This is a genomic window from Cognatiluteimonas weifangensis (assembly GCF_003416885.1).
Lineage (GTDB): Bacteria > Pseudomonadota > Gammaproteobacteria > Xanthomonadales > Xanthomonadaceae > Cognatiluteimonas > Cognatiluteimonas weifangensis.
The window spans coordinates 19,790-33,541 of sequence record NZ_QVPD01000010.1; the positions used below are offsets into that span (position 1 = coordinate 19,790).

Sequence of the window (13,752 nt, forward strand, 5' to 3'; positions counted from 1 at the left end):
ACAGGGGCGCCCGGCGGGCCGGACCGCGTGAACGCGTTCAGACAGCGGTGCCGGCCATCTGGTGCTTGACAGTGCCGCCGCGGGCTGGGATATAGACGGTTCGCAGCGACGCCGGCAAGCACGAAGCGCCGCGCACAGGGGAGCAGCAATGACGCCAGATGACAGCCACACCGGAAGCCTCGACGGCCTCCGCGTGATGGTGATCGACGACTCCAAGACGATCCGGCGCACCGCCGAGACGCTGCTCAAGCGCGAAGGCGCCGACGTGGTCACCGCCACCGACGGTTTCGAGGCGCTGGCCAAGATCGCCGACCACCAGCCGCAGATCATCTTCGTCGACATCATGATGCCGCGCCTGGACGGCTACCAGACCTGCGCCCTGATCAAGAACAACCAGCTGTTCAAGTCCACGCCGGTGATCATGCTGTCGTCCAAGGACGGCCTGTTCGACAAGGCCCGCGGCCGCATCGTCGGCTCCGAGCAGTACGTCACCAAGCCTTTCACGCGCGAGGAACTCCTCGACGCGATCCGCAAGCACGTCAACGCCTGACCGGGGGGCAGGGCAATCCAATGGCACGCATTCTCCTGATCGAGGACTCGCCGACCGACACGGCGGTGCTCACCCAGTTGCTGGAACGCAACGGCCACCAGGTGCTGACTTCGGGCAGCGCCGAGGACGGCATCGAGGTCTGCAAGCGCGAGCTGCCGGACCTGGTGCTGATGGACGTGGTGCTGCCCGGCATGAACGGTTTCCAGGCCACCCGCGCGCTGTCGCGCGACGGCGCCACCAGCGCGATCCCGGTGCTGATCGTCAGCACCAAGGGCATGGAGACCGACAAGGCCTGGGGCCTGCGCCAGGGCGCCAAGGACTACATCGTCAAGCCACCGAACGAGGGCGCGCTGGTGGCCCGCATCAACGAGCTGCTCGGCGCCTGAGATGAGCAGGCAGCGCGGCCCGTTCGAGATCCTCGCCGACTACGAGCAGCGCAGCCTGGCGCACGTCGCCGGCCTGCCCGAGCAGCTCGACGCGCCCGGGCTGTGGCGCGGGGTCGGCTTCCGCATCGGCGGCAAGCGGCTGGCGGCGGGTTTCGACGAAGTGGTCGAGATCCTGCCGATGCCGGAGGTGACGCCCGTGCCCGGCGCGCAGCCGTGGATGCTCGGGGTCGCCAACATCCGCGGCAACCTGCTGCCGATCGTCGACCTCAAGCAGTTCCTGGAAGGCGAGCGCACGGTGCTGTACGAGGGCCAGCGCGTGCTGATCGTGCGCCAGCCCGGCGGCGACGTCGCGGTGACCATCGACGAGCTGTTCGGCCAGCGCAGCTTCGTCGAGGAGCAGCTGCTGCCGGCCGAGGCGCTGTCCGACCACGACCTGGCCGGCGGCCGTTACGCGCATTTCGTCGATCGCGCCTACCGGCAGGCCGACAACGCCTGGGGCATCTTCAGCCTGGAACGGCTGGCCCGCACTCCCGAATTCAGACAAGCCGCGGCCTGACCGCCGCGCATCGCAACCGAAGGTCGAGGTCGAACCATGAGCACTGTAATGGACACTGTCGCCGGCAAGGGCCGCAACGTCGGCACCAACGTCTGGATCTGGTTGCTGATCCTGTCGCTGCTGGTGTTCGCAGGCAATACCATCTGGGCCACGACCAAGGCGGCGCGGCTGGGTGGCGCCAGCACCGCGGCCTCGAACCTGCAGGTGAACTCGCAGCGCCTGGCCAACCAGGGCCGCGAGGCGGTCGGCGGCGACGCCGAGTCGTTCGCCGCGTTCAAGGCCACGCGCCAGCAGATCGACAGCGACATCAAGCTGCTCAACGACCGTTTCGGCCAGACCGCGGGCGTCGCCGGCCCGATCAACACCGTCACCGACACCTGGGCGCCGTTGGCCGAGGGCGCCGACCAGCTGGTCGCCTCGGAGAAGGCGGTGCTCGGCCTGGCCGGTAACGCCAGCAGCTTTACCCAGCGGGTGCCACAGCTGCAGGCGCAGATGGACGAGGTGGTGCGTGCGATGTCGGCCTCCGGCTCGCCGTCTTCGCAGATCTACATCGCCCTGCGCGAGGTGGTGCTGGCCGCGACCATGGCCCGCCGCGTGACCGAGATCCAGGCCGGCGGCGCCAGCGCCTCGCTGTCCGGCGACGCGCTGGCGCGCGACGCCGGCGTGTTCGGGCAGGTGCTCAAGGGCCTGCGCGAGGGCGATCCTGCGCTCAACGTGCAGCGGCTGACCAACGCCAACGCGCTGGCGGCGCTGAACCAGGCCAACACCCTGTGGACCGCGATGAAGACGGACCTCGACGCGATCCTGGGCACATCGCAGAACCTGTTCCGCGCGCAGGCCGCCGCCGACGCCATCGCCACCGGCTCCGACAAGCTGCTGGCGGACAGCGAAAACCTGTTCAGCGCCTTCACCGCGTTCGGCTCGCTGAAGGACACCAGCATCATCGGTGGCGTCTGGGTCAGCATCGTGTCCGGCGCGCTGGCGTTGCTGGCGATCGTCGGCCTGCTGTTCTCGCTGAACCGCGCCCAGCGCCGCCGCTACGAAACCACCATGGAACTCAACAACCGCAACCAGGAGGCGATCATGCGCCTGCTGGACGAGATGGGCTCGCTCGCCGAAGGCGACCTCACGGTGAAGGCGACGGTCACCGAGGACATGACCGGCGCGATCGCCGACTCGATCAACTTCGCGGTCGAGCAGCTGCGCAGTCTGGTGCAGACGATCACCGACACGTCGGTGCAGGTGGCCTCCAGCGCGCAGGAGACGCAGGCCACCGCCATGCACCTGGCCGAGGCCGCCGAGCACCAGGCGCACGAGATCAACTCGGCCTCCGACCGGATCAACGAGATCGCGGCCAGCATCAACCAGGTGTCGAAGAACTCCGCCGAGTCGGCCGAGGTGGCGCAGCGCTCGGTGCGGATCGCGACCAACGGCGCCGGCGTGGTGCGGCAGACGATCGCCGGCATGGACTCGATCCGCGACCAGATCCAGGAGACCTCCAAGCGCATCAAGCGCCTGGGCGAGAGCTCGCAGGAAATCGGCTCGATCGTGGAACTGATCAACGACATTTCCGAGCAGACCAACATCCTGGCGCTGAACGCGGCGATCCAGGCGGCCTCGGCCGGCGAGGCCGGCCGCGGGTTCGCGGTGGTGGCCGACGAAGTGCAGCGCCTCGCCGAGCGCTCGTCCAATGCGACCAAGCGCATCGAATCGCTGGTGCAGACGATTCAGGCCGACACCAACGAGGCGGTCAGCTCGATGGAGCAGACGACCTCGGAAGTGGTCGCCGGCGCGCGCCTGGCCGAGGACGCCGGCACCGCGCTGGGCGAGATCGAAAACGTGTCGACCAACCTCGCCGACCTCATCCAGGGCATCTCCAGCGCGGCGCAGCAGCAGACCGCCGCGGCCTCGAACATCACCGAAGCGATGAACACGATCCAGTCGATCACCGCGCAGACCTCGCAGGGCGCCAGCCAGACCGCCGAGTCGATCGGCAACCTGGCCCAGCTCGCCGCCGACCTGCGGCGTTCGGTCGCCGACTTCAAGCTGCCGGCCTGACCGCCAGGATCGACGCAGGGATGAACATGTACGCACCTGTCCGCGTGTCCGCTGGCGACCTGTGCGCAAGGCGCGCGCGGCGGAGGGTGGCGCGATGACGACGGTGCTGCGCGACGCGATCGACTACACCACGCTGGGCTGGGTCAAGCCGGAGCTGGACGAAACCCTGCGCCAGGCGCGGCTGGAAATCGAGGCCTTCGCCGAGGATCCCACCGACACCAGCCGCATGCGTTTCTGCGCCGGCTATCTGCACCAGGTGCAGGGCACCTTGCGCATGGTCGAGCTGTACGCGCCGGCGATGGTCGCCGAGGAGATGGAGCAGCTCGCGCAGGCGCTGCAGGAAGCGCGCGTGCCCGACCACGACGAAGCCTGCGCCACGCTGATGCGCGGCGTGGTGCTGCTGCCCGATTACCTGGAGCGGCTGCAGGGCGGGCACAAGGACATCCCGATCGTGCTGCTGCCGCTGCTCAACGAGTTGCGCGCGGCGCGCGGCGAGACCGGACTGAGCGAAAGCGTGCTGTTCGCGCCCGACCTGCAGCGGCCGCTGCCGGACACGCTGGCGCCGGAAGCGACCGGCCCGCGGCAGTCGCGCGAGGTCAGCGCGGCGCCGCTGCTGGCACAGCTGCACGATGCGCTCGCCGGCTGGCCGGAGCAGGGCGCGCCGGCATCGGCGGCGGCGCTGGCGGCGGCGATCGACGGCCTGCTGGCGCAGGCCGGCGAGGAAGCCGGCCGGCGCATGCTGTGGGTGGCTTCCTCGGTGGCCGGCGCCCTGCGCGACGGCGCCTTGCCGCCGACCGCGGCGCTGCGCCAGGCCTTCGCCAGCGTCGAGCGCGAAACCCGGCGCCTGTTCGAGGACGACGGCTTCGGCATGCCGCGCGCCGAGGCGGCGCTGGAGCCGACCCGGCAACTGCTTTACCACGTCGCCCATGCCGATGCCGAGCACGCCGCGTTGCAGGGCCTGCGCGACACCTTCGAGCTCGACGCGCAGGCGCCGAGCGAATCGGAACTGGCGCACGCGCAGGGCAGCCTGACCGGCCGCAACCGCGCGCTGCTGGACACCGTGTCGGCCGCGGTCAAGGAGGACCTGCTGCGGGTCAAGGACGCGCTCGACCTGCATCTGCGCAGCGGCCAGGGCGACGTCGCCGGGTTGCAACCGCAGGTCGAGGCGCTGGGCCGGGTCGCCGACACCCTGGGCATGCTCGGCCTCGGCGTCGCCCGCAACGTCGTGCAGCAGCAGCGCGACGCGATGCGCGGCATCGTCAGCGGCGACCACGGCGCCGACGAGGGCGCGCTGCTGGATATCGCCGGCGCGCTGCTGTACGTGGACGCCTCGCTCGACGAGCAGGTCGCGCGTCTGGGCGGCCCCGGCGCCGGCGCCGACGACGACATGCTCGCCAGCGAGTCGCGCAAGGTGCTGGAGGTGCTGGCGCGCGAGGCGATCGCCAATTTCGCCGACGCGCGCCAGGCGTTCGTCGCCTTCGTGGAGACCAACTGGGACCACGGCGAACTGGTCGAAGTCCCGCGCCTGCTGCAGGAAGTCGCCGGCGCGCTGCGGATGCTGGAACTGCCGCTGCCCGCGCAGTACCTGACCGGCGTGCAGCTGTTTGCCGAACGCGAACTGATCGCGCGCCACCGGGTACCCAACGGCCGCCAGCTCGACACCCTGGCCGATGCGCTGGCCAGCCTGGAGTACTACCTGGAGGCGCTGCGCGAGCAGCGCCCCAACCGCGACGACATCCTCGATATCGCGCGCAACAGCCTGGAATCGCTCGGCTACTGGCCGCTGCCGGCGGCCGAGCCGGTCGCACCCGCAAGCGCACCGGCGCCCGACGCGGCCGACGCGCCGGCCCTGCCGGTCGAGCCGTCGCCGGTGGCGGCGGCTTTCGAGGTGCCTGGCATCGAGGTGCCCAATGTCGAGGCGCAGGCCGTCGAAGCGCCGAGCGCGGTGGAGGCGTCCGCCGCCCCCGCTCCCGTCGCGCCGCCGGCGCCCGCCGCGGAGCCGCGGCCGCAACCGGCACCCGCATCCGCCCCGGCCGCGGCGCCGGTCGGCCAAGGCACGGTCGGCGGCTTCGAGGTCACCGGCGACGAGATCGACGACGAAATCCGCGAAGTCTTCCTCGAAGAGTTCGAGGAAGAAATCGACAACCTCGACCAGTTGCTGCCGCCGTGGCGCGCTGCGCCCGAGGACCTGGAGAAGCTGCGCCCGATCCGGCGCGTGTTCCACACCCTCAAGGGCAGCGGTCGCCTGGTCGGCGCCAGGACCCTGGGCGAGTTCGCGTGGAAGACCGAGAACATGCTCAACCGCGTGCTCGACGGCACGCGCCCGGTCAGCGACGCGGTGGTGGCGATGGTCGACCAGGCCTTCTACACCCTGCCGCAGCTGCACGCGGCGCTGCGCGGCGAGGGCAGCCTCGGCGCGGATCTTGCCGGGATGCAGGAGGTCGCCGACCGCATTGCCGCCGGCGAGGACGCGTTCTACACCGCGCCTGCCGCGGCCATGGTGCCGGAGCCCGAACCGGAGCCCGAGCTCGTCGCCGATACGGCCGAAGCCGCAGTCGCCGCCGCCGCCGGGACGATCGCGCCCGAGCTGCCGGCCGGGCCCCAGGACACCGCGACCGGCGACGACGGCGTCGTGGCCAACGTCGATCCGGTGCTGCTGGAAATCCTCGACACCGAGATCAGCGGCCACCTGGCCACCGTCGACCAGTGGATTTTCGCCGCGCGCACCGCCCCGGCCAGTGCCGACGACGGCCTGCTGCGCGCCATCCACACCATGAACGGCGCTTTCGCGATGACCGAGGTGCCGGCGATCACCGACGCCATGACCCCGGCCGAGGCCTACGTCAAGCGCCTGCTGGTGGCGCATGCGATCGTCACGCCCGAGGGCGTCGATGCGCTGGCGCAACTGACCGAAACGGCCCGGCTCACGCTGGCCGCCCTGCATGCGCCGGCGCCGCGGGTGCCGCGCTGCGACGCGCTCGCCGCGCGCCTGGCCGCCCTGCGCGACAGCCTGCCCGAGGGCATCCTGCCGCTGGAGGAAACCGCGGCTCCGGCACTGCCGGTCGAGCCGGCCGACGACGCGCTGGCGCGGGAGCTGGCCGCGCTGGACCTCAGTGCCTACGGCGACCTGGCCGCCGCATTCGAGGACCCGGACGCCGCCCAGGCGGAGCCGAGCCGGATCGAACCCGTGGCCTTCAGCGACTTGGAGGCCAGCGGTCTGGAAGCCGAAATCTTCGCCCCCGGCCCGGAAGCGGCCACGCCCGCCGCGGATGCGCCGGCACCGGTCGAGGATCTCACCGCCGATTTTATCGAAGCCGAGCGCCTCGAAGCCGAGCGCCTCGAAGCCGAGCGCCTCGAAGCCGAACGCCTCGAAGCCGAACGCCTCGAAGCCGAACGCCTCGAAGCCGAACATGCCGCAGCCGAGCGTGCCGAAGCCGAACGCGCCGAAACCGAACGCGCCGAAACCGAACGCGCCGAAGCCGAACGCGCCGAAACCGAACGCGCCGAAGCCGAACGCGCCGAAGCCGAGCGCGCCGAAGCCGAGCGCGCCGAAGCCGAGCGTGCCGAAGCCGAGCGGCTCGAGGAAGCCGAGCGTCTGGAATACGCGCAGCTGGAGGCCGAATACGCCGAACAGGACCGCCTTGCCCGCGAGCAGCAGGCGCAGGCCGAACGTGCCGCAGCCGAACGTGCCGCAGCCGAACGTGCCGAAGCCGAACGTGCCGAAGCTGAACGTGCCGAAGCCGAACGCGCCGAAGCCGAACGCGCCGAAGCCGAACGCGCCGAAGCCGAACGCGCCGAAGCCGAACGTGCCGAAGCCGAACGTGCCGAAGCCGAACGGGCCGAAGCCGAACGTGCCGAAGCCGAACGTGCCGAAGCCGAACGTGCCGAAGCCGAACGTCTTGCTGCAGCCCCGGCCGCAATCCCGCCGGCCGCTCCGGACTCGCGGGCGCGGACGGCCGCAGCGGTCGAGGATCCGGACGAGGCCCTGGACCTCGCCGGGCTCGATCCGGAACTGGTGGACATCTTCGTCGAGGAGAGCGTCGACCTGCTGGACCATGCCGACGGCCTGCTGGCGCAGCTGCACGAGACCCCGGGCGAACGCGAGCTGCTGATCGGCCTGCAGCGCGATCTGCACACGCTCAAGGGCGGCGCGCGCATGGCCGGCATCATGGCCGTGGGCGAGCTCGGCCATGTGATGGAGTCGCTGCTGGAAGCGGTGGTCGACCAGCGCACCGAACTCGGCCGCGACAGCGTGCCGTTGCTGGAGCGCGGCATCGACCGCCTGCATGCGATGGTCACCCGCGTCGGCACGCGCCGCGCGATCGCCCTGCCGCAGCAACTGATCGCCGAATTCGACGCGCGTTCGCGCGGGCAGGCGTTCGCGCCGGCGGCGCACGACACTGGCGCCGCGGCCGCGCCCGCGCCGCTGCCGGCGCCGAAGGTCGAACTCAAGCCGCTGTCGGCGCCGATCGGCGAGCCGCACCCCGACGACGACGTCAGTGTGCGCGCCCCGCAGGAGCAGGTGCGCATCCGCGCCGACCTGCTCGACCGTCTGGTCAACTACGCCGGCGAGGTCGCCATCTACCGCGCCCGCCTGGAGCAGCAGCTCGGCGCGTTCCGCAGCGCGATGGTCGAGATGGAACAGACCAACATGCGCCTGCGCGACCAGCTGCGGCGCCTGGACAGCGAGACCGAAGCGCAGATCATCGCCCGCTACCAGCGCGAGCACGACACCGCCGATCAGACCTTCGACCCGCTGGAACTCGACCGCTTCTCGACCCTGCAGCAGCTCTCGCGCGCGCTGGCCGAGTCGGCCGCCGACCTGACCTCGCTGCAGGGCTCGCTGGACGACCTCACCCGCCAGTACGAAACCCTGCTGCTGCAGCAGTCGCGGGTCAGCTCGGACCTGCAGGAAGGCCTCATGCGCACGCGCATGGTGCCGTTCGACGCGCTGGTGCCGCGCCTGCGCCGGGTGCTGCGCCAGGCCGCGACCGACACCGGCAAGCAGGTCCAGCTCAAGCTGGAAGGCGCGCAGGGCGAGCTCGACCGCAACGTGCTCGAGCGCATGACCGCGCCGCTGGAACACATGCTGCGCAACGCGGTGGCGCACGGGCTGGAAGCGCCGGACGCGCGCCGCAAGGCGCGCAAGCCGGAAGAGGGCGAGATCCGGATCGCGGTGCGCCGCGAAGGCTCGGAAGTGGTGCTGGAGGTCGCCGACGACGGCGCCGGGCTCAATCGCCAGGCGATCCGCGAGCGCGCGCTGGCGCGCGGCCTGATCCGCGGCGACGCGGTGCTGGCCGACAGCGTGCTGGACGCCCTGATCTTCGAGCCCGGCTTCTCCACCGCCGACCACGTCAGCCGCCTCGCCGGCCGCGGTGTCGGCATGGACGTGGTCGCCAGCGAGGTGCGACAGCTCGGCGGCACCATCGACATCCAGACCCGGGCCGGCAAGGGCACCAGTTTCCTGCTGCGCCTGCCGCAGACGCTGGCGGTGACGCAGGCGGTATTCGTGCGCATCGGCGAAACCAGTTTCGCGGTGCCGATCGCATCGGTGCGCGGCGTCGGCCGCATCGCGCGCGCCGACCTCGACAAGCCGGGCGCGAGCTACGCCTACGGCGGCGAGGACTATGCCTTGCACGATCTGGGCGTGTTGCTCGGCGCCGGTGCGGCCAAGGCCGAGGGCCAGTTGCAGATGCCGCTGCTGCTGATCCGCTCCGGCGACCTGCGCGCAGCGGTGGCGGTCGACCAGGTGCTGGGCAACCGCGAAATCGTGGTCAAGCCGGTCGGCCCGCAGGTCGCCTCGATCCCGGGCATCTTCGGCGCCACCATCATGGGCGACGGCAACGTCGTGGTAATCCTCGACGTCGCCCCGCTGGTGCGCCGCCGCGCCGCGCAGCCACGCGATCTCGCGCCGGCGCCGGCGGTGGAAGCGCGCAGGGTGCCGCTGGTGATGGTGGTCGACGACTCGGTGACCATGCGCAAGGTCACCGGCCGCGTGCTCGAGCGCCACAACTTCGAGGTCGGTACCGCGAAGGACGGCATCGACGCGCTGGAGCGGATGGCCGAGCACGTGCCCGACCTGATGCTGCTCGACATCGAGATGCCGCGCATGGACGGCTACGAATTGGCCACCGCGATGAAGGCCGACCCGCGCCTGCGCGACGTGCCGATCATCATGATCACCTCGCGGACCGGCGAGAAACACCGCCAGCGCGCGATGGAGATCGGCGTCAACCGCTACCTCGGCAAGCCGTACCAGGAACACGAGCTGATGCGCAACGTGTTCGAACTGCTGGCGCAGGAACAGACCGCCGGCGCGACCGGCCGGGAGCCGCTGGGCCATGGCTGAACCGGCCATGCGGGTCGCGCTGCTGGCGCGCCCCGGCGCCGCCTGCGAGCGCCTGCAGGCGGCGCTGCAGGAAGCCGGAGCGCAGCTGGTGCTGGTCGCCGATCCGACCCAGGGCGCGGCCGTCGACGTCGCCGCGGCCGGGGCGCAGGCGGTGCTGGTGGCGCTGGAGCCGAGCGTGGAAGAGGCGCTGGACCGCTACGAGGCGCTGCTGGCGGATCCGGCGGTCACCGTGATCTTCGACGAGGCCGAACTCGCCGCGCAGCGCGACGGCTGGGACGCGGCGCGCTGGGTGCGGCACCTGGCCGCCAAGCTCCATCGCCACGGTGACGTGCTGCCGCCCGGCGCCGAAGCCGTGGCCGAGGACGTGGACCTGCAGCCCCAGCCCGGCGGCCTGAGTCTGTACCGACGCCCGGAAAGCGACGGTGATCTCAGCGCCATCGCCGGCGAGGCCGAGACCCTGGCCGTGGCCGTGCCGCGCGACCAGCTGGACTCGACCGCGGCGGCCCCCGACCGAGCGGGACCCGCCGCGGCGCCGGCGCCCCCGCTGGACCTGGGCGAACCCGCCGACGACCACCTCGCCCGCGACCGTTTCCAGCGCGACCTGGACGAGCTGCAGCAGCGGATCGCCGGCATGGAACTGGTCGATGCGCCGCGCCCGCGGGTCAACCGCGACGGCGCGGTGCTGGTGCTGGCTGGAATCGGCGGCCCGGATGCGGTACGACAACTGCTCGGCAGCCTGCCGGAGGGGTTCCCGCGGCCGGTCCTGATCCAGCAGCGTCTGGACGGCGCCCGCCACGACAAGCTGGTGCGGCAGATGCAGCGCGCCACCGCGATGCCGGTGCACCTGGCCGTGGCCGGCGAGGCGCTGCAGCGCGGCCATGTCTACGTATTGCCGGCGGAGCTGGGCCTGATCGCCGACGACGCCGGGCTGCGTTTCGGCGATGCCGGCGCCGACCTGCTGGCGCAGCTGCCGGCCGCCGACAGCGCCGTGATCCTGCTCAGCGGCAGCGATCCGGCGGTGGTGGATGCGGCCATGACCCACGCCGCCCGCGGCGCGCTGGTGGCCGGGCAGTCGCCCGACGGCTGCTACGACGCCGTCGCGGCCCAGGCGCTGGCCGCGCGCGGGGCCGAAGCCGGCGCGCCCGCCGAACTCGCCCGCAAGCTGGCCGCGCGCTGGCCGGCCTGAAGCCCAAGGACTCCCGCCCATGAATTCCTCCACTTCCCAGACCGATATCCGCGGCGTGCTGATCCAGGTGGCGGGCGCGCGTTTGCTGCTGCCCAACGCCACCATCGCCGAGGTGCTGTCGTTCGCCGCGCCGGAGCCGGTCGCCGGAGCGCCGGACTGGCTGCTCGGCCGCATCCGCTGGCGCGGCTGGCAGCTGCCGCTGATCGCCTTCGCGCGCCTGGCGGGCATCGCCGACGAACATGGCGGCCTGGGCAGCAAAGTGGTGGTGCTCAAGGCCCTCGGCGGCGATCCCAAAGCGCCGTTCTTCGCCCTGCTGACCCAGGGCTTCCCGCGTCTGGTGACTGTGTCGCGTGCGGCGCTGGCGGCCGACGATGGCGCCCTTGGCCAGGACCTGCCGGCCGGCGTGCAGGCACGGGTGGTGCTCAACGAGGATGCCGCGCTGTTGCCGGACCTGGAGCAGGTCGAGCAGCTGATCGGGCAGGCGCTGGCGCAGGCGGCCTGAGCACTGCGTCGCGCGCCCGGCGCGGTTCAGCCCAGATCGCCGTGGAGCGCCTGCAGTGCCGCGATCGCGGCGAGGCCGGCGGTTTCCGTGCGCAGCACCCGCGGCCCCAGCCGCAAGCCGGCGAAACCGTGATCGCGCAACGTGGCCAGGTCGCGCGCCGACCAGCCGCCCTCGGGGCCGATCGCCAGCACGATGCCATCGGCCGCGGCGACGCCCGCGTCCAGGCCGTGCGCGGCTTGCGGGTCCAGCAGCAGGCGCCGGGCCCCGGCGGGCAGCCGGGCGACGGCCGTCGCCAGCGGCTGCGGCGCGGACACCGGCGGCACCGTGGCGCGCCCGGATTGCCCGCAGGCGGCGACGACGACCTCGCGCCAGTGCGTCGTGCGCTTGTCGGCGCGTTCGCCGTCCAGCCGGACCTCGCTGCGCTCGCTGACCACCGGCACGATCGCCGCGACCCCGAGTTCGGTCGCCTTCTGCAGGATCCAGTCCATCTTCTCGCCGCGCGCGATGCCCTGCACCAGGATGATCGCCAGCGGCGATTCGTTGTCGGTCCGGCGAGCGGCGACGACTTCCGCCCGCACTTCGCGCTTGCCCACCGACACCAGGCGCGCGTCGTAATCGTGGCCGTCGCCGTTGAACAGCACGCAGGCGTCGCCCGGCTGCAGGCGCAGCACGCGCACCAGGTGCGCGGCGGCGGCGTCGGGCAGGACCAGGGTGTCGCCCGCACGCAGCGGCCGGTCGACGAAGCTGCGGGTCAGGCGCACCGGTCCGCCTCCGCCAGCGCGGTGGCGGTGGCGTGCGCCAGCAGGTCCAGCTGCGCGTCGTCGATGCAGTAGGGCGGCATCCAGTACAGCACGTCGCCCAGCGGGCGCAGCAGCACGTCGGCGTCCAGCGCCGCGCGGTACATGCGCAGGCCGCGGCGGCCGGCGATCTCCACCGCGTGGCCGTCCTCGCGGTTGTCCGGTTCCGGATGCAGTTCGATCGCCACCACCATCCCCAGCTGGCGCACTTCCGCCACCGCCGGATGGGTGCGGAACGGCGCCGCCAGCGCAACCATCCGGGCGGCGGTGGCGCGGTTGCGCGCCAGCACGTCGTCGGCGTCGAAGATGTCCAGCGAAGCCAGCGCCGCCGCGCAGGCCAGCGGGTTGCCGCTGTAGCTGTGCGAATGCAGGAACGCGCGCTCGCGCGAGTCGTCGAGGAAGCCGTCGTAGATGTCCTGCGTCGCCAGCACCGCGCACAGCGGCAGGAAGCCGCCGGTCAGGCCCTTGGACAGGCACATCAAATCCGGCTGGATGCCGGCCTGTTCGCAGGCGAACAGGGTGCCGGTGCGGCCGAAGCCGACCGCGATCTCGTCGGCGATCAGGAACACGCCGTACGCGTCGCACAGTTCGCGCACGCGCCGCAGGTAGGCGGGATGGTGCATGCGCATGCCGCCGGCGCACTGCAGCAGCGGTTCGAGGATGAAGGCGCAGATTTCGCCGGCGTGCGCGTCGAACAGCGCCGCCAGCGCGTCGGCGGCGCGCTCGGCGCAGGCGATCGCGGCGGCTTCATCGCGTGCGCCGAAGGCGTCGGGCGACGGCGCGAACAGCGATTCCAGCAGCAGCGGCGCATACACGCGCCGGTACAGCGGGATGTCGCCCACCGACAGCGCGCCCAGCGTCTCGCCGTGGTAGCTGCCGGTCAGCGCGACGAACTTGGTGCGGCCGGCGACGCCGCGGTTGTGGAACCAGTGGAAGGCCATCTTCAGCGCCACTTCCACGCCCGAGGAGCCGTTGTCGGCGTAGAACACCTTGGCCAGCGGCGCGCGCCCGGCCTCGCGCGGGGCGAGGGCGAGCAGGCGTTCGGCCAGTTCGACCGCGGGCGCGTGCGAGCAGCCGGCCAGGATCACCTGCTCCAGCGTCTGCGCCTGCCGACCGATGGCCGCGGCGATACGCGGTTCGGCGTGGCCGTGCAGGTTGGTCCACCAGCTGCTGACCCCGTCCAGCACGCGGCGGCCGTCGAAGCCGACCAGCCAGGCGCCGTCGCCGCGCGCCACCGGCAGCAGCGGCAGCGCATGCGGATGTTCGCGCATCTGCGTGCACGGATGCCAGAGCACGGCCAGATCGCGCGTACGCCAGTCGTCGGCGTCCGCTATCATCGTGCCGGCATGAAGCCCGTCCCGGTCAGTT

9 protein-coding genes and 2 pseudogenes are annotated in these 13,752 nt (G+C 72.0%); 8 read left to right on the top strand and 3 right to left on the bottom strand.

Annotated features, from left to right (window positions below; all coding sequences use genetic code 11):
* Window positions 1-148 precede the first annotated feature (148 nt).
* The 5 genes and pseudogenes from pilG to D0Y53_RS13275 form a co-directional block, all read left to right on the top strand.
* Window positions 149-550: a twitching motility response regulator PilG gene (gene pilG / locus D0Y53_RS09680; protein ID WP_117203023.1), complete on the top strand. Its 402-nt coding sequence runs from the start codon at window positions 149-151 to the stop codon at window positions 548-550.
* A 20-nt stretch (window positions 551-570) separates the two neighbouring features.
* Window positions 571-936 carry a response regulator transcription factor gene (locus D0Y53_RS09685; protein ID WP_117203024.1) on the top strand — a complete coding sequence of 122 codons (366 nt, stop codon included), beginning with the start codon at window positions 571-573 and terminating at the stop codon, window positions 934-936.
* A 1-nt stretch (window position 937) separates the two neighbouring features.
* On the top strand, window positions 938-1,492 hold the full coding sequence (locus tag D0Y53_RS09690; protein WP_117203025.1) for a chemotaxis protein CheW: 555 nt from the start codon (window positions 938-940) through the stop codon (window positions 1,490-1,492).
* Between the two features lie 36 nt (window positions 1,493-1,528).
* Window positions 1,529-3,550, top strand: coding sequence for a methyl-accepting chemotaxis protein (locus D0Y53_RS09695; RefSeq protein WP_117203026.1), 2,022 nt, complete (start codon window positions 1,529-1,531; stop codon window positions 3,548-3,550).
* A gap of 94 nt (window positions 3,551-3,644) precedes the next feature.
* Window positions 3,645-5,909: pseudogene (locus D0Y53_RS13275) on the top strand (FimL-related protein); the annotation flags it as partial.
* 946 nt (window positions 5,910-6,855) lie between these two features.
* On the opposite strand, the gene D0Y53_RS13280 reads toward D0Y53_RS13275, so the two are convergent.
* Window positions 6,856-7,470, bottom strand: a complete 615-nt coding sequence (locus D0Y53_RS13280) for a pentapeptide repeat-containing protein (protein ID WP_386724868.1) — start codon at window positions 7,468-7,470, stop codon at window positions 6,856-6,858.
* 149 nt (window positions 7,471-7,619) lie between these two features.
* On the opposite strand from D0Y53_RS13280, the pseudogene D0Y53_RS13285 reads away from it, so the two are divergent.
* The 3 genes and pseudogenes from D0Y53_RS13285 to D0Y53_RS09710 form a co-directional block, all read left to right on the top strand.
* Window positions 7,620-9,899 (top strand): annotated as a pseudogene (locus tag D0Y53_RS13285) (response regulator); the annotation flags it as partial.
* On the top strand, window positions 9,892-11,085 hold the full coding sequence (locus tag D0Y53_RS09705; RefSeq protein ID WP_233511738.1) for a chemotaxis protein CheB: 1,194 nt from the start codon (window positions 9,892-9,894) through the stop codon (window positions 11,083-11,085). The pseudogene D0Y53_RS13285 and the gene D0Y53_RS09705, both read left to right, overlap by 8 nt.
* Before the next feature lie 19 nt (window positions 11,086-11,104).
* Entirely contained in the window at window positions 11,105-11,587 is a 483-nt protein-coding gene (locus tag D0Y53_RS09710) for a chemotaxis protein CheW (protein ID WP_117203029.1), read from the top strand.
* 26 nt (window positions 11,588-11,613) lie between these two features.
* Here D0Y53_RS09710 and D0Y53_RS09715 read toward each other — a convergent pair whose 3' ends face one another.
* Both D0Y53_RS09715 and D0Y53_RS09720 read right to left on the bottom strand, forming a co-directional pair.
* The gene (locus tag D0Y53_RS09715; RefSeq protein ID WP_117203030.1) at window positions 11,614-12,348 is read right to left on the bottom strand and encodes a 16S rRNA (uracil(1498)-N(3))-methyltransferase; all 735 of its coding nucleotides are present in this window, start codon (window positions 12,346-12,348) and stop codon (window positions 11,614-11,616) included.
* Window positions 12,339-13,721 carry an adenosylmethionine--8-amino-7-oxononanoate transaminase gene (locus tag D0Y53_RS09720; protein WP_117203031.1) on the bottom strand — a complete coding sequence of 461 codons (1,383 nt, stop codon included), beginning with the start codon at window positions 13,719-13,721 and terminating at the stop codon, window positions 12,339-12,341. The genes D0Y53_RS09715 and D0Y53_RS09720 overlap by 10 nt, the downstream gene beginning before the upstream one ends.
* Window positions 13,722-13,752 lie beyond the last annotated feature (31 nt).

What these genes read in the sequence shown, in the direction of transcription:
- pilG (WP_117203023.1), top strand. Translation starts at nt 149, where the DNA reads ATGACGCCAGATGACAGCCACACCGGAAGCCTCGACGGCCTCCGCGTG.
- D0Y53_RS09685 (WP_117203024.1), top strand. Translation starts at nt 571, where the DNA reads ATGGCACGCATTCTCCTGATCGAGGACTCGCCGACCGACACGGCGGTG.
- D0Y53_RS09690 (WP_117203025.1), top strand. Translation starts at nt 938, where the DNA reads ATGAGCAGGCAGCGCGGCCCGTTCGAGATCCTCGCCGACTACGAGCAG.
- D0Y53_RS09695 (WP_117203026.1), top strand. Translation starts at nt 1,529, where the DNA reads ATGAGCACTGTAATGGACACTGTCGCCGGCAAGGGCCGCAACGTCGGC.
- D0Y53_RS09705 (WP_233511738.1), top strand. Translation starts at nt 9,892, where the DNA reads ATGGCTGAACCGGCCATGCGGGTCGCGCTGCTGGCGCGCCCCGGCGCC.
- D0Y53_RS09710 (WP_117203029.1), top strand. Translation starts at nt 11,105, where the DNA reads ATGAATTCCTCCACTTCCCAGACCGATATCCGCGGCGTGCTGATCCAG.
- D0Y53_RS09720 (WP_117203031.1), bottom strand. Translation starts at nt 13,721, where the DNA reads ATGATAGCGGACGCCGACGACTGGCGTACGCGCGATCTGGCCGTGCTC.